General features: G+C 45.0%; 24 protein-coding genes. All 24 read left to right on the top strand.

Annotated features, from left to right (window positions below; genetic code table 11):
* Nucleotides 1-17: 17 nt before the first annotated feature.
* Nucleotides 18-1,538: a uroporphyrinogen-III C-methyltransferase gene (gene cobA, locus QZN42_RS01990; protein WP_296954052.1), complete on the top strand. Its 1,521-nt coding sequence runs from the start codon at nt 18-20 to the stop codon at nt 1,536-1,538.
* Nucleotides 1,535-2,521 carry a porphobilinogen synthase gene (hemB, locus tag QZN42_RS01985; protein WP_296954051.1) on the top strand — a complete coding sequence of 329 codons (987 nt, stop codon included), beginning with the start codon at nt 1,535-1,537 and terminating at the stop codon, nt 2,519-2,521. The genes cobA and hemB overlap by 4 nt, the downstream gene beginning before the upstream one ends.
* Nucleotides 2,518-3,816, top strand: coding sequence for a glutamate-1-semialdehyde 2,1-aminomutase (gene hemL, locus QZN42_RS01980; protein ID WP_296954050.1), 1,299 nt, complete (start codon nt 2,518-2,520; stop codon nt 3,814-3,816). The genes hemB and hemL overlap by 4 nt, the downstream gene beginning before the upstream one ends.
* Before the next feature lie 217 nt (nt 3,817-4,033).
* Entirely contained in the window at nt 4,034-4,387 is a 354-nt protein-coding gene (locus QZN42_RS01975; RefSeq protein WP_296954049.1) for a YraN family protein, read from the top strand.
* A 31-nt stretch (nt 4,388-4,418) separates the two neighbouring features.
* Nucleotides 4,419-5,933 (top strand): YifB family Mg chelatase-like AAA ATPase, encoded by a 1,515-nt coding sequence (locus QZN42_RS01970; protein WP_296954048.1) that lies wholly within the window; start codon nt 4,419-4,421, stop codon nt 5,931-5,933.
* 3 nt (nt 5,934-5,936) lie between these two features.
* Nucleotides 5,937-7,025: a DNA-processing protein DprA gene (gene dprA, locus QZN42_RS01965; protein ID WP_296954047.1), complete on the top strand. Its 1,089-nt coding sequence runs from the start codon at nt 5,937-5,939 to the stop codon at nt 7,023-7,025.
* A 64-nt stretch (nt 7,026-7,089) separates the two neighbouring features.
* The gene (gene topA, locus QZN42_RS01960; RefSeq protein WP_296954046.1) at nt 7,090-9,477 is read left to right on the top strand and encodes a type I DNA topoisomerase; all 2,388 of its coding nucleotides are present in this window, start codon (nt 7,090-7,092) and stop codon (nt 9,475-9,477) included.
* Nucleotides 9,474-10,778 (top strand): methylenetetrahydrofolate--tRNA-(uracil(54)-C(5))-methyltransferase (FADH(2)-oxidizing) TrmFO, encoded by a 1,305-nt coding sequence (trmFO, locus tag QZN42_RS01955; RefSeq protein ID WP_296954045.1) that lies wholly within the window; start codon nt 9,474-9,476, stop codon nt 10,776-10,778. Before topA ends, trmFO begins: the two co-directional genes overlap by 4 nt.
* Before the next feature lie 141 nt (nt 10,779-10,919).
* Complete coding sequence (locus QZN42_RS01950) at nt 10,920-12,053, top strand: HAD family hydrolase (protein WP_296954044.1); 1,134 nt, start codon at nt 10,920-10,922, stop codon at nt 12,051-12,053.
* A 103-nt stretch (nt 12,054-12,156) separates the two neighbouring features.
* Nucleotides 12,157-13,185: an AAA family ATPase gene (locus tag QZN42_RS01945; RefSeq protein WP_296954043.1), complete on the top strand. Its 1,029-nt coding sequence runs from the start codon at nt 12,157-12,159 to the stop codon at nt 13,183-13,185.
* Nucleotides 13,173-14,015 carry a stage 0 sporulation family protein gene (locus QZN42_RS01940; RefSeq protein WP_296954042.1) on the top strand — a complete coding sequence of 281 codons (843 nt, stop codon included), beginning with the start codon at nt 13,173-13,175 and terminating at the stop codon, nt 14,013-14,015. The genes QZN42_RS01945 and QZN42_RS01940 overlap by 13 nt, the downstream gene beginning before the upstream one ends.
* Nucleotides 14,008-14,754, top strand: coding sequence for a tRNA1(Val) (adenine(37)-N6)-methyltransferase (locus tag QZN42_RS01935; protein WP_296954041.1), 747 nt, complete (start codon nt 14,008-14,010; stop codon nt 14,752-14,754). Before QZN42_RS01940 ends, QZN42_RS01935 begins: the two co-directional genes overlap by 8 nt.
* A complete protein-coding gene (rsmI, locus tag QZN42_RS01930; protein WP_296954040.1) occupies nt 14,751-15,596 on the top strand; it encodes a 16S rRNA (cytidine(1402)-2'-O)-methyltransferase in 846 nt (281 codons plus the stop codon). The genes QZN42_RS01935 and rsmI overlap by 4 nt, the downstream gene beginning before the upstream one ends.
* Before the next feature lie 128 nt (nt 15,597-15,724).
* Nucleotides 15,725-17,668: a methionine--tRNA ligase gene (metG, locus tag QZN42_RS01925; protein ID WP_296954039.1), complete on the top strand. Its 1,944-nt coding sequence runs from the start codon at nt 15,725-15,727 to the stop codon at nt 17,666-17,668.
* Nucleotides 17,668-18,435, top strand: coding sequence for a TatD family hydrolase (locus QZN42_RS01920; protein ID WP_296954038.1), 768 nt, complete (start codon nt 17,668-17,670; stop codon nt 18,433-18,435). Before metG ends, QZN42_RS01920 begins: the two co-directional genes overlap by 1 nt.
* Nucleotides 18,436-18,466: 31 nt before the next feature.
* Nucleotides 18,467-18,619 carry a hypothetical protein gene (locus QZN42_RS01915; RefSeq protein ID WP_296954037.1) on the top strand — a complete coding sequence of 51 codons (153 nt, stop codon included), beginning with the start codon at nt 18,467-18,469 and terminating at the stop codon, nt 18,617-18,619.
* On the top strand, nt 18,594-19,232 hold the full coding sequence (locus tag QZN42_RS01910; RefSeq protein ID WP_363916047.1) for a CatA-like O-acetyltransferase: 639 nt from the start codon (nt 18,594-18,596) through the stop codon (nt 19,230-19,232). The genes QZN42_RS01915 and QZN42_RS01910 overlap by 26 nt, the downstream gene beginning before the upstream one ends.
* A 5-nt stretch (nt 19,233-19,237) precedes the next feature.
* Complete coding sequence (gene mazG / locus QZN42_RS01905; protein WP_296954035.1) at nt 19,238-20,326, top strand: nucleoside triphosphate pyrophosphohydrolase; 1,089 nt, start codon at nt 19,238-19,240, stop codon at nt 20,324-20,326.
* 64 nt (nt 20,327-20,390) lie between these two features.
* Nucleotides 20,391-20,696 (top strand): HU family DNA-binding protein, encoded by a 306-nt coding sequence (locus QZN42_RS01900; protein WP_296954034.1) that lies wholly within the window; start codon nt 20,391-20,393, stop codon nt 20,694-20,696.
* A gap of 218 nt (nt 20,697-20,914) precedes the next feature.
* Nucleotides 20,915-22,018 (top strand): MGDG synthase family glycosyltransferase, encoded by a 1,104-nt coding sequence (locus QZN42_RS01895; protein ID WP_296954033.1) that lies wholly within the window; start codon nt 20,915-20,917, stop codon nt 22,016-22,018.
* 170 nt (nt 22,019-22,188) lie between these two features.
* A complete protein-coding gene (gene lepB, locus QZN42_RS01890; RefSeq protein ID WP_296954032.1) occupies nt 22,189-22,743 on the top strand; it encodes a signal peptidase I in 555 nt (184 codons plus the stop codon).
* 157 nt (nt 22,744-22,900) lie between these two features.
* Nucleotides 22,901-24,142 (top strand): LL-diaminopimelate aminotransferase, encoded by a 1,242-nt coding sequence (locus QZN42_RS01885; protein WP_296954031.1) that lies wholly within the window; start codon nt 22,901-22,903, stop codon nt 24,140-24,142.
* A 76-nt stretch (nt 24,143-24,218) separates the two neighbouring features.
* Nucleotides 24,219-25,325 (top strand): redox-regulated ATPase YchF, encoded by a 1,107-nt coding sequence (gene ychF, locus QZN42_RS01880; protein ID WP_296954030.1) that lies wholly within the window; start codon nt 24,219-24,221, stop codon nt 25,323-25,325.
* A 53-nt stretch (nt 25,326-25,378) separates the two neighbouring features.
* Complete coding sequence (gene sfsA, locus QZN42_RS01875) at nt 25,379-26,533, top strand: DNA/RNA nuclease SfsA (RefSeq protein WP_296954029.1); 1,155 nt, start codon at nt 25,379-25,381, stop codon at nt 26,531-26,533.
* Nucleotides 26,534-26,667: the final 134 nt, after the last annotated feature.

Here is a 26,667-nt window from a genome sequence, read left to right as displayed (position 1 = left end):
TATTTGAGGAGAATTTTATGAAAAAAGGGAAAGTTTATCTGATTGGCGCAGGACCAGGAGATCCAGAACTGCTGACGCTCAAGGGAAAAAGATGTCTGGAAGAAGCTGATGTGGTAGTTGGTGATTATCTTGCTGATAAGAGGCTCCTTCGCTTTATGAATCCGGAGGCCGAATATATTTATGTCGGCAAGAAGGCAGGCAATCATACCATGAAGCAGCATGATATTAGTCTTCTTCTGGCAGAAAAGGGGAAAGAGGGAAAAGTTGTTGCCCGTCTGAAAGGCGGTGACCCTTTTGTTTTCGGCCGCGGCGGGGAGGAAATCGAAGTTCTCAAAGAAGCAGGTGTGCCGTTTGAGGAAGTTCCCGGTGTAACGAGTGCTATTGCTGCTCCGGCTTATGCGGGAATTCCGGTGACTCATCGGAAGATGGCAGCATCCTTTGCTGTTATTACCGGTCATGAAGATCCGACCAAAAATGAATCTTCCATTCACTGGGATAAGCTCGCAGGTGGTGTGGATACACTGATTTTTCTGATGGGTGTTGCAAATACTTCCATGATTGCCTCCCAGCTGATGAAATACGGAAGGAGCAAGGATACGCCCGCGGCCTTTGTCTGCTGGGGCACCCGTCCCTATCAGGAAACTTATACAACTACTCTGGAAAAGGCGGCAGATGATGTAAATAAACTTGGTATAAGGCCGCCGGCAGTATTTATCGTGGGGGATGTGGTCAATCTCCGTCAGGATATGCGCTGGTTTGATGACCGTCCTCTGTTTGGTAAAAAAATCATTGTTACCCGTTCCAGAGCACAGGCTTCCCGTCTCGTGGATGTGCTGAATGAAAAAGGTGCAGAAACCATCGAGATTCCGACAATTGCTATTAAAGAACCTTCCGATAACTATAAAGGAATGGATGAGGCGCTTGAACACATTTCAACTTACGACTGGCTGCTTTTTACAAGCCAGAATGGGGTGGACTATTTCTTCAAACGGCTTTATGATAAAGGAATGGATACCAGGGCACTGGGCCATCTGAAAATCGGTGCCATCGGACCGGCAACGGCCCGCTGGCTTGCCCGCCATGGCATAAGGGCAGATTGTGTACCGGAAAAGTACAAAGCTGAAAATCTGCTGGCCGTCATGAAACCTCTCCTCAAAGGAAAAGAAAAGATTCTAATTGCCAGGGCAAAAGTGGCAAGAAGTGTTCTTCCGGAAGGACTGCGTGATTTCGGCTGTTCTGTGGATGTGGTAGAAGCATACCAGACTGTACCAGATGAGGAGAATAAAGAGAAACTGATTGAAATTCTTCAGAATCATGGCGCCGATATGATTACTTTTACCAGTTCATCTACGGTTTACAACCTGATGAACCAGCTTGATGGGAAAGGTGAGCTTTTGAAGGGCGTAACCCTTGCGTGCATCGGACCCATTACGGCGGATACCTGCAGAAAATATAATCTGGAACCATCTATTATTTCCAAAGTTTTTACAATTGATGGTCTTGTTCATGCCATTGAAGAAGGAGTCAGTCAGAAATGAAATTAAATACTCTTCGCCCAAGACGTCTCAGAAGAACGGAAGCGATCCGTTCCATGGTCAGGGAAAATTCCCTGGAACTCAATGATTTCGTTTACCCGATTTTCGTTGTGCCGGGAAACAATATTAAAGAAGAAATTCCAAGTATGCCAGGACAGTACCATCTCTCCGTTGATAACGCGGTGAAGGTGGCTGAAGAAATTTATAAAATGGGTATTCCTGCCGTGGAAGTTTTCGGCCTTCCGGAATACAAGGATGATATCGGCTCTTCCGCCTGGGATATGACAAGTCCTGTGCAGCGTGCTATGAAAGCCATCAAGGCAGCGGTACCGGAACTCGTTATCGTAGGCGACGTATGTCTCTGCCAGTATACGAAGAGTGGTCACTGCGGTCAGCTGAAGGGTCATGAAGTGGATAATGATCCAACCCTTGAATTGCTTGCCAAAGTGGCTCTTTCCCAGGCTGAATGCGGCGCGGACATTGTGGCACCGTCTGATATGATGGATGGCCGTATTGCGAAAATCCGTGAAACCCTGGATGCCAATGACCTTCAGGATGTTTCCATTATGTCTTATGCAGTAAAATATGCATCCGGCTATTATGGTCCATTCCGTGATGCTGCCGATTCTGCTCCCCAGTTTGGTGACCGCAGGGGTTACCAGATGGACCCGGCAAACAGCAGGGAAGCCATGAAGGAAGTGGATCTGGATATGGAAGAAGGAGCAGATATCATTATGGTAAAGCCTGCCCTGGCATATCTGGATATCGTTCGTCAGGTTCGTGACCATGTAAATCGTCCTGTTGCAACTTATAATGTGTCCGGTGAATATGCTATGGTAAAGGCTGCTGCAGCAAAAGGCTGGATTGATGAAAAGAGAATCGTTATGGAATCCCTTCTCTGCATGAAGCGGGCCGGTGCAGATATCATCATTTCCTACCATGCTCCGGATGTGGCAAAATGGATGAAGGAGGAAAAGGGATTATGATCAGCCTGGAAAAGTCAAAGGCTGCCTTTGAAGAAGCCCGGCTTTACATGCCCGGGGGAGTCAACAGTCCTGTTCGTTCCTATCCCCATATGGGCTGCCCGCCTCCTTTCATCAAAGAGGCAAAAGGCTCTCATATTACTGATATTGATGGAAATACCTACATTGATTATGTAGGTTCCTGGGGGCCCATGGTTCTGGGTCATGCTCATCCTGCCGTGATTTCCGCTATTCAGAAGGCTGCCGAACGGAGCACCAGTTATGGAGCTCCCACGCTTATGGAAACAGAAATTGCCAAACTGATTCATGAAGTATATCCTTCCATCGAGAAAATGCGCATGGTCAATTCTGGTACGGAGGCTACCATGAGCGCACTGCGCGCGGCTCGCGGATATACAGGACGAGATAAAATCCTGAAATTTGAAGGATGTTATCATGGACATGGGGACAGTCTTCTGGTCAAGGCCGGATCTGGTGCAGCTACTTTTGGCAGCCCCGATTCTGCCGGTGTCACAAAAGGGACAGCCAAAGATACCCTTGTTGTACCTTACAATGATATTCCCGCATTTACCCTGATCATGGATGAACAGGGCGATGAAATCGCTGCTGTCATTGTAGAACCGGTAGCAGGAAATATGTGCTGCGTCCCGCCGGTAGATGGATTCCTCGATACGCTCCGGAAGGAAACTGAAAAACATGGTACAGTCCTTATATTTGATGAAGTCATGTGCGGTTTCCGTACGGCTTTCCATGGAGCCCAGGCAAGATACCATATTCATCCGGATCTGACCTGCCTTGGCAAAATCATTGGCGGGGGCCTTCCGGCCGCTGCTTATGGCGGACGTAGGGAAATCATGAACTGCATCGCCCCGGATGGAAGTGTTTATCAGGCAGGAACTCTTTCCGGAAATCCTCTGGCCGTGACTGCCGGTATTGAAACACTGAAGCAGATGATGGCAATCCCGGATTTCGATAAGATTCTGGAAGATAAAACAAAGACTTTGCTGGCTGGCTTTAAGTCTGTGGCCGATAAAGCCGGTGTGCCTCTTGTCTGTCATCAATCTGGGTCCATGTTTGGTATTTTCTTTTCCGAAAGGGAAGTTCTGAACTACCGGGATGCCTGTGCAGCCAATGCGAAACAGTTCAAAGCATGGTTTCTTTCCATGCTGGATCAGCATATTTATCTGGCACCTTCTCCCTTTGAAACACTCTTCTTGTCTTACGCCCACAGCGATGAAGATATTGAAATGACAATCCGTGCAGCCGAAAAAGCCATGGAAGCTGCAGCAAAAGCGTGAACTAAAAAAATCCTGGGTCCTGTTAAGGGATCCGGGATTTTTTATGCAAATGATTCTAGAACGGGCGATTACGAAATGCGGCTTAAATTATTACTGAATATCATAATAAATGGATGATTCATATCATTTGTTTATGAATCGTTTTTACTCATTGACGAATCATTTCATACAATCATAAAATAAATAAAGTAGAATGATTCTTTCAAAAGGAGGAGCCATGCAGACCACTGCTTTTGGAAATGATGGAGAAAGTCTTGCAAAAGAATACCTAATGAAAAAAGGATATCGGTTTATCAGGAGAAATTTCAAAAGTGCCCATGGGGAGATTGACCTGATTATGGAAGATGAGGGGACGCTTGTCTTTGTGGAGGTCAAAAGCCGTCACAATCGGCGGTATGGGGAACCGGTGGAATCTGTAAGGCCGGTAAAGCAGCAGCATATTCGTTATACGGCGAAAATGTACCTTCTGGGCCGCCGTATCGAAGGAAGAAGAATCCGTTTTGATGTGGTTGAAATTTTGGCGGAACCTGGAGGAGCTGCCAGGTATCGTCATATAAAAAATGCATTCTGAACAGAATCTGGGTCAATAAGGAGAAATGCCTATGTATTCAAAAGTTCTGGGAACGACCACTTTCGGGCTTAACGGGCATGTCATCGGGGTGGAAGTAGATATCAACAAGGCAGTGCCCGCCTTTGATATTGTCGGACTTCCGGCAGCTTCCATTAAAGAATCCAAAGAACGGGTCCATTCGGCCATTCGGAATTCAGGTTACCATTTTCCTGTCGACAAGGTTACAGTCAATCTGGCGCCGGCAGATTTGAAAAAGGACGGTTCCGGTCTGGATTTGTCCATTGCTATCGGACTTCTGGCGGCAAGCGGGGAAATCCCTGAGGAATGCCTGGCTAATACGATTTTTATTGGCGAATTATCCTTAAAAGGGGAAATACGGCCGGTTCCTGGTATTCTTTCCATGGTACTTGCAGGGAAAGAGGAGGGTATATCCCGTTTCTTCATGGCTCCGGAAGTGACCAATGAGGCTCTTCTCTGCGAAAATATTGAGGTTTATGGTCCAAAGACCCTCCGGGAACTGGTTGAATTCTTGATTGGAAAAGAACCCCTGCATCCGGCAGTGCGGCACGAAACGAGACAGGAAATCATGAGCGATGTGGATTTCGCTGAGGTACAGGGCCAGTTTATGGCAAAAAGGGCTATGGAAATTGCCGCAGCCGGTGCTCATAACATGCTCATGACCGGTCCTCCCGGATCAGGCAAGACTATGCTGGCCCGGCGTATCACGACTATCCTTCCTCCCATGTCAAGGGAAGAAGCTCTGGAAGTCACGAAAATCTACAGCGTAGCCGGTCTTTTCAAGGCACAGGATATCATTAGGGAGAGACCATTCAGGAGTCCCCATCACACGATTTCAATGGCGGGGCTTATCGGCGGCGGGACCATCCCACGGCCCGGCGAAGTAACGCTAGCCCACCGTGGAGTGCTGTTTCTTGATGAACTTCCGGAATTTCCAAGATCCGTACTGGAGGTGCTTCGTCAGCCTCTTGAGGATCGGGAAGTCCATATTTCCAGGGTCAATGCATCCTTTACATATCCCGCTGATTTTATCCTTATTGCAGCTATGAATCCATGTCCCTGTGGATATCTGGGAGATCCTGATCATCCCTGCACCTGTACAGATGGGGAAATCAGGAGCTATGGAAGAAAGATTTCAGGACCTCTCCTGGACAGAATTGACCTTCATGTATCTGTCCAGAGACCAAAGTACAGTGAACTGACAGCGACCATCAAGGGAGAAGCATCTAAAGATATAGCTGCCCGGGTGGCTGCGGCAAGGGCTATTCAGGCGGAACGGCTTTCACGGTGGCATATGCAGAACAATGCCCAAATGGGACACCGGCAGCTGAAAGAAACCTGTGCACTGGATAAGGATGGCACAGAAATGCTGCGGGAGGTTTTCGAAAAGCTTCATTTATCTGCAAGAAGTTATGACCGGATTATTAAAGTGGCAAGAACCATCGCTGATTTGGATGGGAAGGAACAGATTCAATCGGATCATGTGGCAGAGGCCATCAGTTATCGGAATATGATTCCCCGGAGGTAATTTATGGATAAGTATGCAGCTGCTCTTCCGGGATGTCCGGGCCTTGGCGCGAAACATATGCGGGGACTTATTGAATTCTTCGATACTCCGGAAGATGTATGGAAGGCACCTGATGAGGATATACGCAATGCGAAGATTTTAAAAGGGAAAACGGAAGCAGCTTTTCTGGAATGGCGTCATACGACGGAACCGGACCGGGTAGAAGAGGAATTATATAAGGCTGATATCCGCTGCTGTACCTGGGAAGATGAGGATTATCCGCTGCTCCTTGCGGCGACTTCCAATCCTCCTGCTGTCCTTTTTTACAAAGGAGCTGTACCTTCTGATGAAAAAATGATTGCCGTAGTGGGATCCAGAAAGGCAACTTCCTATGGAATCCAGACTGCGGGAACTTTTTCAAGGGAACTGGCAAAGCAGGAAGTAACCATTGTTTCCGGCGGGGCCAGAGGAATTGACAGTGCCGCCCATAAGGGGGCTCTGGAGGGAAACGGGAAAACTGTCGTAGTGGCCGCATGCGGACTGGACCGTGTTTATCCACCGGAGAACAGGAATCTTTTTCTTCAGGTTATCGAAAATGGAGGCACTCTTATTTCTGAATATCCGCTGGGTACACCTCCTCTGGGGCGGCAGTTTCCTGCAAGAAACCGTATTATTTCCGGCATGGCAAGAGGGGTTATCGTAGTGGAAGCGGCAGAGCGGAGTGGTTCCCTGATTACTTCTGATTTTGCACTGGAAGAGGGAAGAGATGTTTTTTCCGTACCGGGGAGCATTTATATTCCTTCCTGCAAAGGGACGAACCAGCTGATTAGAAATGGCGCTATTTGCTGTACTTCGTATAAAGATGTGCTTAGCGAATACGGCTGGGACGCTGCGGAAGAAGTGGGAAAAGAAAAAGTTTTCAAAGAACAGTTGACACTGGAAGAAGAATTGGTGTATCGTTTCTGCTGTACGGAAAATGAGATTACTGCGGAAGATATCATTCAGCAGTCCGGTTTGTCAGTGGTGAAGCTGACTATGCTTCTGCTTCAGCTGCAACTGAAAGGATATATAAAAGAAACCGGTCCTGGCAGGTACATCGTAATCAAAGGCTGAATACTTTATACCTTTGGGAAATCTATGGATTCTTATGGACTTATTTCTTCAGGGAGGATTTACCTTGCCCATTACAAGAACGATTACAATTACAAAGAAAAGAAAAGGCCGAAAGACCGGCGAAATCACCTTCAGGAGAAAACCCAATCCTAAGGGGAAGCATTTGGTAGTAGTGGAATCACCGGCAAAAGCAAAGACGATTGAGCGTATCCTTGGTCCCGATTATAAAGTGATGGCTTCCAAAGGTCATTTGAGGGATCTTCCAAAGAAAACACTGGGTGTTGACATCGATGACGGTTTTACCCCGGAATATGTAGATTCCGTGGAACGGGAGTCTGTCATTAAGGATTTGCAGAAAGAGGCCAATCGTGCCAGAGATGTCCTTTTGGCAACGGACCCTGATCGTGAGGGAGAAGCGATTTCCTGGCATCTTTCCAAGCTTCTTGACGTTAATCCTGCAGATAATGTGCGGATTGCCTTTCATGAAATCACACCGCCTGCCATCAGGGCGGCTATCGCCCATCCGGGACCGATTGATATGAACCGGGTCGATGCGCAGCAGGCAAGGCGTGTACTGGATCGTCTTGTGGGATACAAACTCTCTCCCTGGCTGTGGAAACAGATTTACCGGGGGCTCTCCGCGGGCCGCGTGCAGTCTGTCGCAACTCGCCTCATCTGTGAAAGGGAAGAAGAAATCAGGGCTTTCAATCCGGAAGAATACTGGACGATTGAAGGAATTTACCAGAAAGAAGACCGGGAGAAATTTACTGCAAAACTTATACAGATCGATGGTAAAGAGGCAGTGATTTCCAATAAGGAAACATCAGACCAGGCCGTGGCTGAAATCGATGGAAAAGAGGCAGAAATCCTTTCCGTCGTTAAGTCTGTCAAACAGAGAAAGGCAAAACCTCCCTATACCACATCCACCATGCAGCAGGATGCCGTCAATAAACTGAATTTCCCGTCCAGAAGGACTATGGCGATTGCTCAGGCCCTGTATGAAGGCATAGAAGTACCGGGACACGGACACGTAGGTCTTATTACCTATATGCGTACTGACTCCACACGTATTTCTGATGAAATGATCAATCAGGTACGACCCTATATAGAATCGGTCTACGGGGAAGAGTATCTGCCTCCTAAACCCAATGTATTTGCCAAATCAAAAAAGGCACAGGATGCCCATGAAGCCATTCGTCCTACCAGCCTTCTTTTCCCGCCGGAAGTGCTGGAATCAGTACTGACGAGGGAGCAGCTTAAACTGTATACATTGATCTGGAATCGTTTTATTGCCAGTCAGATGGCTCCCCAGAAACAGCAGACGACTACAGCCCTTTTAGGAAGTGGCCGGTGTGTGCTGAAAGCAACCGGAAGCAGAGTTCTTTTTGATGGTTTCACTGTCATGCAGTCTGCGAAGGAAAAAAAGGTGGAAGGAGAAGATATCCATGAACTTCCAGTCCTCAAAAAAGGAGAAATCGTTAAGAATGTGAAGACAGAGGGAGAGCAGCATTTTACAACTCCGCCGCCCCGATATACGGAAGCCAGCCTCATTAAAACTCTCGAAGAGAAAGGTATCGGCCGTCCATCTACCTATGCTCCTATCCTGGATACAATTCAGAAAAGACAATATGTGGTAAAGGAAGGAAAGCAGTTCGTTCCTACGGAAATCGGATTCAAGACCACGGATCTCCTGAAAAAATATTTCGAAGGAATTATCAATGTGGATTTCACGGCCAGTCTGGAAAGCTGGCTGGACAAGATCGCTGATGGTCACGCTACCTATAAAAAAGTTCTTACAGATTTTTACAAAGTTTTCAGCAGTGAACTGGAAGCAGCCAATGTGGAATCTGAAAAGGAACGGAAAGAAAATCAGGTGGTCACTGATGTGAAATGTGAGAAATGTGGTGCCAACATGATTGTGAAAGTTGGCCGCTACGGTAAGTATCTTGCCTGTCCGAATTATCCGGATTGCCGGAATATCAAGCCTTACAGTGTACTGCAGGGGGAGGAAGAAGTTTCCGATGTGCATTGTGACAAATGCGGAACCCTCATGGTTTATAGGGAAGGGCCTTATGGCCGGTACCTGAAATGTCCGAATTGCAATACCAATAAAGCGATTGTCATTGATACCGGTATTATCTGTCCTAAATGTCATGAGGGACATATGGTGCAGAGAAGGAGCCATAAAGGGAAAATTTTCTATGGCTGCAGCCAATATCCGAAATGTGATATGGCTCTATGGAATGAACCGGTTAACCAGTTCTGCACCACTTGTGGTTCCATTATGGTAAAAAAGAAATTCAAGACAGGGAAAGAATTTATTACATGCTCCAATCCAGACTGTCCTTCTCACCCGAAGCGTCGGACTGCCGCCGCAAAGGGGGAGGAAGGCGGTTCAGTGGAAAAATCAGTCAAAAGACGTCGTAGTATAGAATCAGGAGAATCAGATTGAATCAGTATGTAACCGTAGTGGGAGCAGGCCTTGCGGGGAGTGAAGCTGCATGGCAGCTTGCAGAAATGGGTATTCCCGTCAGATTGATCGAAATGCGTCCCCTTCGCCAGACCCCTGCCCATCATACGGCTTGTTTCGGGGAACTGGTCTGCAGCAATTCCCTTCGTGCGGCATCCCTGACCAATGCAGTTGGCCTTCTGAAAGAAGAGATGAGACGCCTTCATTCGGTCATCATGAAAGCAGCCGATGATAACCAGGTACCGGCGGGCGGGGCTCTGGCTGTGGACCGCATGGGATATGCAGAGGAAGTTACCCGCCTTGTGAAGAGTCATCCTCTTGTAGAATTTATTCAGCGGGAAATTACAGCCATACCACCGGAAGGCATTGTCATTATCGCAACTGGTCCATTGACCGATGGGGCTCTGGGAGAAGACATCCAGGATTTTTGTGGAAGGGAGGGATTTCATTTCTATGATGCGGCAGCTCCCATCGTGACGAAGGAATCGCTGGATCTTGATGTAGTCTACCGTATGTCCAGATATAATAAAGGGGAGGCAGCCTATCTGAACTGCCCGATGAATGAAGAAGAATATAAAGCTTTTCGGGAAGCTCTTTGTCACGCGGAAATGGCTCCTGTCCATGGGTTTGAAAACAAGAAAGTCTTTGAGGGCTGTATGCCTATTGAGGTGATGGCCCAGCGCGGGGAAGACACCATGCGGTTTGGCCCCATGAAACCCGTAGGGCTTCCGGATCCGAGGACAGGTAAAGATCCTTATGCGGTAGTTCAGCTCCGGCAGGACAATGAAGATGATACCATGTACAATATCGTGGGTTTCCAGACTCATCTCAAATGGGGTGAACAGAAACGGGTTTTCGGCATGATTCCTGGTCTTTCCCATGCGGAATTCATCCGGTATGGTGTGATGCACAGAAATACCTATATGGATTCGCCGGATCTTTTGAATGCCACTATGGAAACCAGAAAACGGCAGGGACTTTTCTTTGCCGGTCAGATGACAGGTGTGGAAGGTTATGTGGAATCAGCGGCATCCGGAATTGTAGCTGCCTATAGCGCTGCTGCCAGAGTTAGGGGAAAGGAACCGATTCCTTTTCCGCGGGAAACAGCGATTGGGGCCTTGTGTTATTACATTTCCCATTTTGATGGCAAAAATTTCCAGCCAATGAACGTGAATTTCGGGCTTATTCCTCCTCTTGAAAAGAAAGTGCCCAAAAAGGAGAAAAATCTGAAACTCGCAGAACGTGCTCTTTCTACCCTGGATGCATGGATAAAAAAAATATAGAATATGGGCATTAAAAAGCCCCGAAAGGGGGCTTTTTATCTTTTCGGTTTTCCGGGAAGAATTTCCATCCGCTAATAAAGTCCCCCATAGACTGTTTATGTGTTAAAATAAAATAAATATGACCATATCCAGGAGGAAATTATGAAAAAGGTTATTTTTGACGTGGATGGTGTTCTTTTATCCGAAGAAAGGTATTTTGATGTATCCGCGCTTACGGTATGGGAAATCCTTTACAGCAAGGATTATATGGGGCTTCCTGCAGAAAGTGATGATTTTGTTCCTGATGCCATTACAGAGGGCCAGATTGCAGCTTGCCGGGCCAGAGTATGGGGGAATGATCGTCTCCTTGCCTGGTTAAAGGACAGGGGAATTAATTCCAACTGGGATATGGTCCATGCCCGACTAATTACTACATTCTGGCTCATGGCCGAAGTTTATAAAAAAAGGTCCGGCGGTGAAAAAATTTCCCTTTCATTCTCTCGGCCGGAGGATATGAAAAAAGCAGGACTTATTCTTATGGGACTTCCTGTGCCTGGAGCAGATGATATTCTCCAAAAATGGGAAGAAGTAGTTCCCAAAGAACTTCAGGGGGAAGATGTTATTCATCAGCTTGCTCTTACCATGTCAGATGATTTTGAGGCATCTACACACTGGGCAGAGCTTAGAAGTGATTTCTGGAAGATTCATACAGAAGCTTTTCAGGCTTGGTACCTTGGGGATGACACATATATTATTCTTCTGCACAAGGCTCCTTACAGTGGCGGGAAAAAGGGCTTTCTTTATAATGAGGTACCACTGGCGCCGGCCGAAAGCATACGGGCTCTATTTATTGAACTGAAGAGACGGGGCTATGAATTGGGTGTGGCAACCGGAAGAGCTCGTGAAGAAATGGAAATTCCATTTAAAATGTTTCACTGGTACGAAGAATTTAATCCTCTTTATCTTGCCACAGCAACGGATGCAGTCGAGGCAGCCGGACTTTACCACTGTCCTGTACCGGATAAGCCGCATCCATTTATTTTTACTTGCGCCATTTACGGTAGAAATCGGAAAAGCTATAAGGCTTACCTGGAAGAAAATGTCAAGCCTGACCGTTCAGACCAGGTCATTGTGTGCGGTGATTCTTATTCCGATGTACTTGGAAGTCGGTCCGCGGGGACTTCCTTTATAGGAATTCTTACAGGTCTGGAGGGGAAAAAAGCTGCTCCGATTTTTGAAAAGGCCGGTGTTCCTTATGTAGACCGCATAACAGATATTGAAAAAATCCTCCATTAATAGAGATGGGAAATCTTGGGAAAGGTCAGTTTCATATTTTTGCATGTATATAATGGTCATGATAAAATAAACATAAGTTTCAGGATACAGGAGGCCCAGTTCAATGTGCGATTTTCTTCCCCATCTTTACGGGCAGGAGAAATTAAAGAAGGAATTGAAGAGACTTCTAAAAGATGAACGCATTCCACATACACTCATTTTTTATGGTGATGAAGGATTGGGGAAAACTACGGCAGCTTTGGACCTGGCAGGGATTATAACAGACAGAATTGACAGCCTGTGGAATGCTTTTTCATCCATCGCCAAGGAAGATCTGTCTAAAGCACCGGTCATTACCCTGGCAGATCAGTTGGTTTGGTATCTACATCCTGTAGGACTGGAATTGAAAATCGAGCAATTTCGCATTTTCCTGGAAGCCATGGCTTCTTTTGATGAAAAAACGCATGTGTGCATCATCGATGAGGCCCAGACAATGATGGCTCCTGTCGCAAATTCTCTTCTCAAAACATTGGAAGAACCAGAGGGAAACATCCATTTTATACTTATCACCCATGATCTGGATTCTTTGCTTCCCACAATTATTTCCAGAGGAGAGCGGTTTGGATTTTTTCCTTTAAATAAAAAGGATTTTTTTGCACTTGTCAAATCTTCTCCTGAACGGTTTAAGCCGCCGGAAGGTATGGATGAGTCTTTGCTTTATCAAATATCAGAAGGAAATCCGGGCATAGCGCTTGAGGTCTGTGAAGAGAAGGGAAATAAGGGACCTGAATGGGCTATGCATTTCTGGGAGGTTCTTACTGGCAGTACTCTGCCTTTTTCAATTCTTTCTGCAGAAGAGTTTAAGGACCGTTATGAGTTTTTAAAAGCCCTTCGCTGGATATCTCTTGTAGGCAGGGATATTATGGTACTTTCTCAGACAGGAAATGCTTCACTGGTCCGCTGTGCGCCAATTTTTGAAAAGGAATGGAAGATTTCGACTTATTGGTCTGGCGGGCGGGGCGAAGAAGCTATGAAAGTTTTGAAGATAGCGGAAACAGCTGTAGCACGGTATATTAATACAAAAAATGTTTGGGATTTTATTATCATCGAATTAACGCATATACAGAAAGGCGAAAAGAAATGGATCAGATAATTGGCGTCCGCTTTAAGCCGGCAGGTAAGATTTATTATTTTGACTCTAACAATCTGGATATTCATTTGGATGACGGGGTTATCGTAGAGACATCCAGAGGTCTGGAGTATGGAAATGTGGTTTTAATTCCCGAAAATCCGGTTACTGATGCACAAGCTCCGTTAAAGCCGGTTGTCCGAAAAGCCACTATCAAAGATTTAGCCCAGCTGGAGAGGAACAAGGCAAGAGAGAAATCAGCTTTTGATATCTGTCTTAAAAAAATTGAGAAATTTAAAGTACCAATGAAACTCCTCAGAGCAGAGTATACCTTTGATCGCAATAAAATAGTATTCTTTTTTACTTCTGATGGAAGGGTAGACTTCAGGGAACTGGTAAAAGAACTGGCTTCCGTTTTTCATACGAGGATAGAGCTTCGTCAGGTCGGAGTCAGGGACGAAGCCAAGCAGGTTTCAGGTATTGGTTCCTGCGGTCGTCCACTCTGTTGTGCAACTTTTCTTGGGGATTTCGCACCTGTTTCTATTAAAATGGCAAAAAATCAGGGCTTATCATTGAATCCTTCTAAAATTTCTGGCGTTTGTGGCAGATTGATGTGCTGTCTCCGCTATGAAAATGACCAGTATGAAAGCACTGGAAATAAAAAGAAGAAATGCTGCGTCATGAATAAAAGCAATGCTAAGGTTTTTCGTGTTGGCATGAAAGTTATAACTGATGAAGGCAGCGGACAGGTGGTTTACGTAAACAGTCAGAAACATACTGTTAAGGTACAATTTGAAGGTCAACCAGCCAGAATAATGTCGTGGGATTCTGTAGAACAGGAAGAAAATGATTGACTGGAAACTAAAAAAAGGGGAACGTTTGGACAATCTTGTCCGGGATGATATGAAAATTATACAGCGTACGGATCAGTTTTGCTTTTCTGTTGATTCCGTGCTTTTAGCTCATTATCCTGTCATTAAACCCAAAGATCGGATTATCGATTTAGGAACCGGCACCGGAGTAATATCTCTCCTGGCTTCAGCACTGGGAGGTCAGGATATAACTGCTATTGAGGTGAACCCTGTGATGGCAGATCTGGCTAGAAGGAATGTGATGGGGAACGATAAAGAAAAAATCATCCATGTACTGGAGGCTGATTACCGGGAGGCAAGAAAATACTTTCCTTCCGGTTACTTTTCTCTTATTTTTGTTAATCCACCATATAGAGAAGTGGGGAGTGGTCGGATGAGTGAAAACCACGGTATTGCTTCGGCCAGCTATGAATTGAATGCGACACTGGACGAAGTTTTCAAAACGGCTCAGTACCTCCTCAAATATGGCGGACGAATGGCGATGGTTCATCGGGCTGATCGTCTGGCAGATCTGATTTCTCTGGGAAGAAAATATGGTATGGAGCCAAAGAGAATGCGTCTGATATACGCCAGGAAAGGCCACAATGCCGTTCGCGTGCTGCTGGAATGGAAATATGGAGGCCATGCGGAACTTTCCGTGGAGCCTCCGCTTCTATTACACAACAAGGATGGTTCCTATACGGATGAAGTAATGGCTATCTATGGGAAGGAGTCCACATGAATGAAATAAAGCCGGGTACCCTTTATCTGGTGCCTACGCCTATTGGAAATTTGTCTGATATCACGGAACGCTCTGTGGAAATATTAAATAACGTTGACCTTATAGCAGCTGAGGATACAAGACATACCAGGATTCTTCTTGACCATCTTGGAATATCGAAATCCCCTGTATCGTATCATGAGCATAATAAAAAAGAGGCAGGGCCAAAGCTTATTGATGAATTAAAGTCAGGTCATACAGTTGCCCAGGTCAGTGATGCCGGAATGCCGGTCATATCTGATCCCGGGGCGGATTTGGTAAGACTTGCACTTTCTGAAGGTATCCCAATTGTACCGCTTCCGGGGCCTAATGCGGCGCTGACTGCTCTGGTGGCATCCGGTCTCGATGCACGGCAGTTTGTTTTTATCGGATTCCTTCCCAAAATTACTGCAAAGCAGAAAAAGCTTCTTTCCGATATCAGCCATGTGCCTTTTACTCTTATTTTTTATGAAGCACCGCATCGATTGAAGGATACTCTGGATACACTTTTGAAATATCTGGGCAACCGCAGGGCAGTGACCGCCAGAGAACTGACCAAAAAATTTGAATCCTTTAACAGAGGAACTCTCGAATCCATTCGTCTCCATGCGGATGAAGAAGAACCAAGAGGAGAATATGTCTTACTGGTGGAAGGATGGAATGAATCCATGGAAACCGGGGAAGAGAATCAGGCAACCTGGCAGGAGGAAGCCATGAAACAGGCTGAATCACTTCCTCTGAAAGAAGCTGCCCGCAGGACGGCAGGGAAATTCAATATGTCCCGCAGGGAAATATACCAGTTTCTACTGGAAAACAAAAAATAATCTCATTAAATACAAAAATATTAACTCTTTTGATATCAGGCTGTTTTTTATATTCCCCTTTAGAGTTATAATTAAAATATTGCTAACAGACGATATCGTTTCAACTATAGAGAGAGGAGCCATTTTTTATGAGTGAAAAACCAGCGTACTATATTACCACACCGATTTATTATCCAAGCGCAAAGCTGCATATCGGCCATACTTACTGCACTTCCATTGCAGACAGCATTGCCCGATTCAAAAGGCTTGACGGCTACGATGTTTTCTTTCTGACCGGCAGTGATGAACACGGGCAGAAAATTGAACAGAAAGCAGAAGAAGCGGGAGTTACGCCCATTCAGTATGTAGATGGTATCGTTGCCCTCTTCAAACAACTCTGGAAAGAATTGAATATTTCCAACGATGACTTTATCAGGACTACGGAGGAACGTCACAGGAAGGTAGTCCAGATGCTTTTTCAGCGGGCTTATGATAAGGGAGATATCTATCTTGGCAAGTATGAAGGCTGGTACTGCATACCGGACGAAACCTTCTGGCCGGAAAACAAGCTGACCCCTGATCATATCTGCCCGGACTGCGGTCGTCCGCTGCAGAGAGTCAGTGAAGATGCCTATTTCTTCAAAATGTCCAAGTATGCAGATCAGTGGATGAAATATGTGGAAGAACATCCGGACTTCATTCAGCCTGAATCCAGAAGAAATGAAATGATTCAGTTCGTAAAGAGCGGTCTGGAAGATCTCTGCGTGTCCAGAACTTCCTTCTCCTGGGGTATTCCCGTGCCTTTCGATCCGAAACATGTAGTTTATGTATGGTTTGATGCTCTTGTCAATTACCTGACTGCTGCAGGTATTGTGGATAATACTGAGAAGTTTAAAAAATTCTGGCCTGCCGACGTTCATCTGGTGGGGAAGGAAATCGTCCGTTTCCATACCATCATCTGGCCAATCATGCTCATGAGCCTTGGCATCGAACTGCCGAAAAAGGTGTATGGTCATGGCTGGCTCATCGTGGATGGCGAAAAAATGTCCAAGTCAAAGGGCAATGTCATTGACCCGATTCCGCTTTTACAGGAATTTGGCTCCGATGCCATCCGTTATTATCTGCTGAATGATATCCAGCTTGGTCAGGACGGTAATTTCAGTCGTGATCGTCTGATTAACCGCATTAATTCCGACCTTTCCAATGATCTGGGTAATCTTCTCTACAGAACCCTTTCCATGGCAGCCAAATATAACAAAGGCGTACTCCATAAAGGGGATGCTACCGGAGATCCTTCTATCGAAGCCGCATCGGAAGAAGTGGAAAAGAATGCTGCCGAAACGCTGAAAATATTCCGCGAAAATATGGACAACTGGAAAATCAATGATGCAATCCGTGCTGTATGGACCTTTATCCGTTCCCTCAATAAATATATTGATGTGACTATGCCCTGGTCCCTGGGTAAAGACCCTGCCAAACAGCCGCTGCTGGATGCCGTTCTTTATCATCTCTGCGAAGGACTCCGCTACGTTTCTCTTATGGCTGAACCAGTCATCCCGATTGCTTCTGAAAAAATCTGGAACCAGCTGGGCCTCGAAAACTTCAAAACGGCAGTCTATAAAGATCTGGTTTGGGGAGGAATTCCGGACGGGACCCTGACGCATAAAGGAGAGCAGATTTTCCCTCGTATCGAAATTGAAGAAGAGGAAACACCGGCCCCGAAGAAGGAAAAGAAAACACAGAAGAAAGAAGCACCTAAAGAGAATAAAGAAGCTTCCATTTCCGTAGATGATTTTTTTAAGACAGACCTTCGCGTAGCAGAAATCCTTACCGCGGAAAAAGTGGAAAAATCAAAAAAACTGATCAAGATGACCGTTACCCTTGGCGGCGATGACAGGAGAACTGTGGTCAGTGGTATTTCCGAATATTATAAGCCGGAAGAACTGATTGGGAAGCATGTCATTTTCGTATCCAACCTGAAACCGGCCAAACTGATGGGCATCGAATCCCAGGGCATGATTCTTGCTGCTTCCAAAGATGACAAGCTTCAGGTACCTTTTGTTGATATGCCGGCAGGAAGCAAGGTCAAGTAATGGGGCTTTTTGATACTCATGCCCATCTCTATGACAAAGCCTTTGACCGGGACAGGGACGAACTGATTCCAAAGCTTTTAAAGAATTTGGACTATATCGTCATACCGTCGGAAAATCTGGAAACGAGCAGGAAAGCTGTATCCCTTGCAGAAGCTTATGGTCCTCTTTATGCGGCCGTTGGCATCCATCCCCAGGTGACAAGGGATGGCAGTGAGGAAATTCTTCGAGAAATAGGGGACATTGCTGAATCCCATCCCAAAGTGAAAGCCATCGGGGAAATCGGTCTTGATTACTATTATCTGTATACGGATAAGGGAACCCAGAAAAAATGGTTTGCCCGTCAGATTGAGCTGGCCAGAGATCTGAACCTTCCCTTCGTTATCCATGACAGGGATGCTCATGGGGATACACTCTCCATTCTGAAGGAACATAAAAGTTCTGCCATGAGAGGAATCCTTCATTGCTTCTCCGGAAGCCTGGAAACGGCTAAGGAGCTTATTAAGCTTGGCTTCTATATTTCCTTTGCCGGGCCTGTCGTATTTCCCCGGAGTATCAGGCTGAAAGAAGTGGCTTCGGCCCTGCCGCTGGATCGAATCCTGATTGAGACAGACAGCCCTTACCTGACCCCTCCTCCGAATAGGGGAAAACGGAACGATCCATCCAATGTGTATTATGTGGCGGAAGAGCTGGCCCGTCTTAAAGGACTTCCTGTTGAAGAAATTATAAGCTGTACCAGAGAAAATGCCATTCATATTTATGAAATTTAGCAGAACCTCCTCACTCTGAGGAGGTTTTTTGATGAAAATTTATCAGATATGGTATAGTAGAATCAAAGAAGGAAACGCAGAATCTTTTTGCAGTGGGAAAGCGGTATCCGATACAGTATTAGTCCCGGCAAAGAGAGTGGTTATGAAAAAGGAATGTGATGGGCATGGGATTTACAATCATTGACAGGAGTAAATGGCCGAGGGAAGAATATTTTCGGTATTTTCTGAGGGCGGTTCCCTGTATGTACAGCATGACAGTGCAGCTTGATGTCACACCGATTATGAGACAGCATGCCCGTCCTTATCCTGCCATGCTTTATTTCCTGTCAGTCGTGGAAAACAGGCATAAGGAATACCGGATAGCCTTCAACGAACAGGGAGAACTGGGATATTATGATGTGGTTCATCCAAGTTACACAGTCTTTCATCGTGATGATCATACATTTTCCAGCCTGTGGACAGAATACAATGAGGATTACCACATTTTCCTTAATTCTTATGAACAAGATACTGCTATTTATGGGAATAATCGGGGACTTTTTGGAAAACCGGGACGTCCTGCTAACCTGTTTCCTGTTTCTGTCATTCCATGGATTGCCTATGAATCTCTTCATTTAAGTTTTCCAAGGGCTTTCCGTTACTTTATTCCTATGTATACCCTCGGCCGCCTGCACAGAAAGAGGAGCCGCTATTATATGCCGCTGGCTCTGGAAGTCCATCATGCGGTATGTGATGGTTATGATGCGGGAGCGATCATCAAGGAAATACAATCCCTTATCAATGGCTGGAAAGGATGAGCTTCATGAAAACTAAACAACTCTTAACATTCCTGGAGCATAAAGGGCTTATATCTGAAGATGATAATTTTTCAATCATGTCCGGTATTGATTCTGATATCATTCCCTTAACCGGGAGAAATCTTTTGATATTGAAGGATTGCACCATGGAAGAAGGGGAAATATTTGTTGGGAGGTTGAGACTGATTTTTCAGGATATAACTCCATTGATTATCCTTGATGATGAAAATATTTTTAGAGTCCTAATAAAAGACTTTAATAAATACTCGTTTAAGGGGAAATTCATTCTGCTTTTTGATGGCAGAAAAGGGATACGTCATGAAGCACTTCCTTATTCCTTTGAATCTGTTAACAAAACGGTTTATACACTTCTTGCTCCGGGAGGATGTCCCTGGGATCGGTCTCAGAATCATCAGTCCATGCGTACTTATCTTCTACAAGAAGCCTTTGAAGTTATAGATGCAATCGATAAAAATGATATGTCTAATCTCAAGGAAGAGCTTGGGGATGTCCTTTTTCAGATCGTATTTCATTCCGCTTTAGCAGAAAAGGAAGGCTTCTTTACTATGCAGGATGTTATCGATGGTATTTCTGATAAAATGATTAAACGACATCCATTCGTGTTTCAAAAAGAGGACAAAAATGCTTATGCAACTTCTTACGAGGCATGGGAAAAACGTAAAAGAATTGAAAAAAACAGGAAATATCTGCTTTCCGGTGTGCCGAAGAGCTTGCCAAGTCTGCTTTTAACGTGTATAATTCAAAAGAAAGTTAGTTCCAGTGGACTGCAGAATCTCCTTCCGACAGAGGATTATATGGATGTTTCTCGTGAGGCCTTCCATGTAATAAAGTTGAAATCTGTTGAGCCTGGAGACAAGGAAAATGAAGCAGGAGCTCTGCTTTTTCGGTTGGCATGGCTGCTCCGGAATCAGGGCATAGAACCGGAATTAGCCCTGCGCCGTTTTACCATTGACTTTATGGACAGACTGCAAGGATTTGAAGACAGGCTGGAAGAAAACGGTTTGCATCTATCTGATGTGGCTCCTGAAAAATTATTGCAGTTATGGAATGATTATCTTCAGGCAGATAACTGATAAGTTCATCATTGGAGCTACAGGCGGAGGATTCCGCACATTTATTAAAGGAGGATGTTTAGCTATGAACAAAACAGAACTCATCACAGCAGTTGCCCAGGAAGCAGAGATGACCAAGAAAGACGCTGAAAAAGCTGTCAAAGCCGTTATTGATGTTGTTTCCCAGGCTCTTGTAAAAGGTGACAAGGTTCAGCTCATTGGATTTGGTACTTTCGAAGTTCGTCAGCGTAAGGCCCGCATTGGTCATAACCCTTCCAATCAGAAAGAAATCAAAATTCCGGCTTCCAAGACTCCAGCATTTCGTGTTTCTAAACAGCTGAAAGAAAAAGTAAACGTTAAAAAATCAAGAGCAAAGAAAGCAAAAAAATAAAATAAAAAGGATCCCTGCAGGACAGGGATCCTTTTTATTTTATTTAATCATCGAAGGAGATATGAAATACAAATAGAACATATATGATTAATCTTAATAAATCTCTAACAGAGTAAAGAGATTAGCAGAATAAAAGCAATAATAATATTGGATTTCATTTCAAATGGCAGCTGTCCTATGTTATAATTTATCGGAGAATATAGAAAAGAGGAACTGCCATGTCAGATCGCCCGCATAAGTTTATTATTTTGACAGCAAGCATTGGAACAGGACATAGTCAGGCTGCCAGAGCAATTTCGGAAGCCATTCAGGCAGCGCATCCATCAGATTCAGTGACGGTTCTTGATTTTGTTTCTAATAATATCTTATCTGTGGATCATATTATCAAAGATACTTATCTGAAAATGATAGATGTTTTTCCGTCCATGTATGATCATCTATACAGTGATTCTCAAAGCAGTCGTTTCGGACAAGTTTCACAATTCATGCTCTCTATCACTTTTAAAAAACGTATGAGAAAACTGGCAGAAACATTGAAACCGGATGCTTTTATATTCACTCACCCATTTCCTGCCGGTGCAGCAGATCTGCTAAGAGCTGATGGAGCAATTACTATACCCCTCCTTGGTGTTATTACAGATTTTGATATTCATCAACTCTGGGTAGATCCTCATCTTGATGGCTTCTGTGTTGCAACGGAAGATTTGAAAACGCTTATGGAAACTTATCGGATTCCAGGAGATGTCATTCATGTGACCGGCATTCCGGTACGGCGGTCATTTTTTGAAGAATCAGCCAAAATAAGGAACTACGAAAAAGGAACTGTCCTTGTTATGGGTGGTGGTTTGGGGCTGGGAAATGTGGTGGATAATATCCGTCGCCTTGATGAAGTGGAAGAAATTTCCCGGTTTATCGTAGTGACAGGGAAAAATCTTGACCTCTACGAGAAGGTGGCAGTGATGTCTGAACATCTTCGACATCCGGTCGAACTTCATAGTTATACGAACAAAGTAGCCGAATTGATGGGGAGAAGTGAGATTCTCGTTACCAAGCCCGGTGCACTGACATGCACAGAAGCCATGGTGATGCATCTTCCCATGATTCTTGTAAATACACTTCCTGGACAGGAGCGAGCCAATGCCCTTCACATGAAAAAGCAGGGATGTGCTGAATGGGTAAAAAGAGGAGAATTGGCAGAAACGGCCAGAAGAATTCTTTGTAATCCTGAAATTCGCGGACGGATGGCTGCAGCCTGCGGTGATACACATCCGGACAGTGCGAGAAATGTTATGGATGTGCTTTATGGGCTTCTTTCCGATTAAATGAATTGATAAAAACTGCTCTGATTTGTCACAGGGCAGCTTTTTATTTGAGAAGAAACGATAGTATACCAGTAATGAAAGAAACTGGAAGTATGGCGAAAGATGTTGTAAAATAAAAAAACACGAGTATAATTTTGCATTGAATACAGTTTTAATAAAAGGAGAATTTCATGCACGAGATTTTAGATTGGGCCTATTCCATCGTGGTGGCACTTTTTCTAGCCATGTTGATTCATATTTTTTTATTCGTTCCTACAAGGGTTTCCGGTCAGTCTATGTACCCAACCCTGACGAATGGTGAATATCTGATCGTTTCCAAAATCGGACATGTCATGCGGGAAGAGCCTAAATATGGAGATATCGTCATTATCGACAGCCGCACACATCGTGAAAGATCCTGGATGGACGATTTGGAAGAACCGATGAAGAATTATATCGCCATTTTCAATCGTTCTTCCCAGGGACACAATATCTGGGTTAAGAGAGTGATTGGCAAGGGCGGAGATAAGCTGGAATTCCGGGATGGTCACGTCGTTCGTAATGGGACTGCTCTTGATGAACCTTATATCAATGAACCTATGGAATTTTCCATGGATGGTTCTTATATAGTTCCAAATGGAACGGTATTCGTTATGGGAGATAACCGGAATCACAGTTCTGACAGCCGTTTCATCGGACCGGTTCCTGTCGATCATGTGCTTGGCCGCGTAATTTTCCAATTTTGAACTAAAGTCTCTGCTCTGGCAGGGACTTTTAGCTTTTTATGGAAGGAATATTTTCTCATATATAGCTTTCCTTTGATAAAGGAATTCAACTATGTTAAAATATAAAAATCACAATTGGATTCAAATCTGTTGAGAATGATTATAGAGAGGCGATATTATGGCACACTGCAATGAAAATTATCTGAACCTTCAGGGCGCGTATCTTTTTGCAACAGTCCGTCAGAAGCAGGATGCTTATAAGAAAGAGCATCCTGATGCTGATATTATTTCTCTGGGTATTGGTGATGTGACCCAGCCGCTGGCACCGGCAGTAATTGAGGCTATGCATAAGGCTGTAGATGAAATGGGAAAGATGGAGACATTCAGAGGCTATGGTCCTGAGCAGGGATATCTATTCCTGCGCGAAGCTATTGCAAAACATGATTTTCAGGCAAGAGGCTGTGATATTTCTCCGGACGAGATTTTTGTCAGTGATGGTGCTAAATGCGACACCGGTAATATGCAGGAAATTTTTGCAGAATCAGACATTGTGGCTGTTACCGATCCGGTATACCCGGTGTATGTTGACAGTAACGTTATGGCTGGCAGAAGCGGTAAATTTGTACGGGGGTCTTTTGAAAGATTCGAATACCTGCCATGTTATGAAGAATGCGATTTCAAAGCAAATCTTCCAGCTCATGATCCCATGATCATTTATCTCTGCTCCCCGAATAATCCTACCGGTGCTGCCTTGAATAATAAAGATCTCACCATGTGGGTTAAATATGCCAAGCAGACAGGTTCCGTCATTTTCTTTGATGCGGCTTACGAAGCTTTTATCACGGAAGATGATGTACCGCACAGCATCTATGAAATCGAAGGGGCTAAGGAAGTAGCTATCGAATTCCGTTCTTATTCCAAGACTGCCGGTTTTACCGGCGTCCGCTGCGGATACTGCGTAGTACCGAAGGAACTGATGCTGGAAACAAAATCCGGAGAGAAAGTATCTGCTAATTCTCTTTGGGACCGCCGACAGTGTACAAAATTCAACGGATGTTCCTACATCGTACAGCGTGGCGCAGAAGCGGTTTATACAGAAGAAGGGCAGAAACAGATTCAGGCGACACTTGATATTTACAGAAACAATGCTAAAGTAATTCTTGAGGGAGTGAAGGAATGCGGGCTTACTGCCTGCGGAGGCGTCAACAGTCCTTATGTATGGATGTCTGTACCTGAGGGCATGACCAGCTGGGATTTCTTTGATTTCCTTTTGAAGGAAGCACAGATTATCTGTACCCCGGGATCCGGTTTTGGACCATGTGGTGAAGGTTACGTACGTTTTACTTCCTTTAATACACCTGAACTTACAAAAGAAGCGGTCGCCAGAATGAAGAAAGCCCTGGCAGCACGCAAGAAATGATTGACCGGAAATCTACCTTCTTTTGGGGGTAGATTTCTCCATGTATTCACATATTTATGATAAATAAGGAGTTTCTATGAGTACAAATTTGCAGATTGGGATTGTCGGACTTCCGAATGTAGGTAAAAGTACATTGTTTAATGCGATTACTAAAGCAGGGGCAGAAGCGGCCAATTTCCCTTTCTGCACCATTGAACCGAATGTAGGAGTTGTAGAAGTGCCGGATCACCGGATTTATGATCTGGCGGATATGTTCAAACCCAAAAAAACTACACCTGCCTTTACCCGCTTTGTTGATATTGCAGGTCTTGTGGCAGGTGCATCCAAAGGTGAAGGTCTTGGAAACCAGTTTTTAAGTCATATTCGTGAAACTGATGCCATTGCCCATGTAGTCCGCTGCTTTGAAGATGGAAATATTACTCATGTGGAAGGCTCTATTGATCCTGTCCGGGATATGGACATTATCAATACGGAACTCTGCCTTGCGGATTTGGAAAGCGTAGATAAAAAGAGAACAAAAACCGCAAAACTGGCCCAGGCAGGAATCAAAGAGGCCAAAGCTGACCTGCCGGTACTGGAAAAAGTATATGATGCCCTTCAGAATGGAACTCCGGCCAGAGCACTTGAACTTTCGGAAGATGACCTGGATATCCTTAAAGAACTGAACCTTATCACTTTAAAACCGGTTCTTTATGTGCTGAATATGGCAGAAGATGATATCGCAGATCCGATGGCCAATGAATTTGTCAAAACAGCAGCAGAACAGGCAGAAAAGGAAAATGCCAAATGGGTACCTATTTCTGCTGAAATTGAGCAGGAAGTTTCCGAGCTTGATGAAGAAGAGGCTAAAGCATTCCTGGCAGATCTCGGGGAAGATGAACCGGGATTGAATCGTCTGATTCGTACCGCTTACTCCATGCTTGGGCTCATTAACTTCTTTACCGTTGGATCGGATGAATGCCGCTCATGGACTGTCCGCGAAGGAACGAAAGCCCCAAAGGCCGCCGGCAAGATTCACAGCGATATTGAAAGAGGCTTTATTCGTGCTGAAATCGTGTCCTATGATGATCTTATGGCCTGCGGATCTTATGCTGCAGTTCGCGAAAAAGGGCTCCTTCGTGTGGAAGGCAAGGATTATATCATTCAGGATGGGGATGTCGCCTATTTCCGGTTTAATGTGTAATTTTGAAACTTTAAAAGAGGGCATAGGCCCTCTTTTCTTTCTATGGAGAAAATATGGCCTTGGAAATTTATAAGTCACTGGCTGTCGGACGGTTTCTTGACCGTCCAAACCGTTTCGTCTGCCATGCCGAAGTCAATGGCAAAACGGTCCTTTGTCATATGCCAAATCCGGGGAGGATGAGAGAATTGTTATTTCCGGGTTCGACCCTGTACCTGACTCCCAACCGCCCGGGGCTTCGTACTGCTTTTAGAGTGGTGGGGATTGAGAAAGGAACGGAACGGGATATATTTTATCTGGACACCACGAAGGCAAATGATGTGGCAGCATTTCTGGTTCAGAATCATAAAATACCGGGCTGGGAAGATTATGACCTTCTGGAACGGGAAGTGACCATGGGGGACAGCCGGTTCGATCTGCTTCTTGGAAATCGAAAGACAGGAGATGCATTTCCAGTAGAAGTAAAATCCTGCAGCCTTGCCGGCAAAAAAGGGGCCATGTTTCCCGATGCGCCTACGGAGAGGGGAGAAAAGCATCTGTCTCATCTGGTCAAAATGACAAGAGAAGGACAGCATGCCGGACTCCTCATACTTGTTCATTACAGTAAGGCAGAATGGTTCATGCCCAATTATCATACGGATCTGGAATTCTCCAGAATTTTTTTTGAAGGAATGGACAGTCTTGACTGGAAAGCTGCCGTAATTCCGTGGACAAAAGAATTTACCATGCCACAATCCGTGCGGCTCATCGGGAGCTCCAGAAAAGCACTGGAAGAGGAAATGGGGAATGCCGGAGATTATATGATCATTCTTCAGCTGAAAGCATCCCGGACCATCACGGTGGGAAGTCTTGGCCCTGTTGATTTTGCGGAAGGTTACTATGTCTATGTGGGCTCGGCAAAAAGGAATCTTGAGCAGCGAGTAGCTCATCATCGCGCTATAAGAAAGAAAATGCACTGGCATATGGATTACCTGAGGAAAGAGGCAGATTTCGCAGGAGCCATCTTTGTTCGTACCCGTGAAGATTTGGAACATGACCTGGCTAAGGCCCTTGCATTAATTTCAGATTGGAGCGTTCCTGAATTTGGCTGTACTGACTGTCATTGTAAAACTCATCTTTTCGGGTTCAAGGAAAATCCGATGCATAATCCTTCTTTCCTTAGGATTGAGGAAGAATTTGAAATCAACAGACTTCAAAAATATTTTGATTAGAAATAAAGAAATCCGGCCGCCGTTGACGACCGGATTTTATTGTGTAAAGAAAACCCCCGGATAGTCCGGGGGTTCAGTATTAGCTTTAGCGGTGATTTTCCAAAGACTAAACAAAAAACCTCCCATGATATAGA

This window comes from uncultured Dialister sp. (assembly GCA_900314595.1).
GTDB lineage: Bacteria > Bacillota > Negativicutes > Veillonellales > Dialisteraceae > Dialister.
Note: the sequence above shows the minus strand (reverse complement) of the source record. Positions and strands in the feature narration are given on the sequence as shown.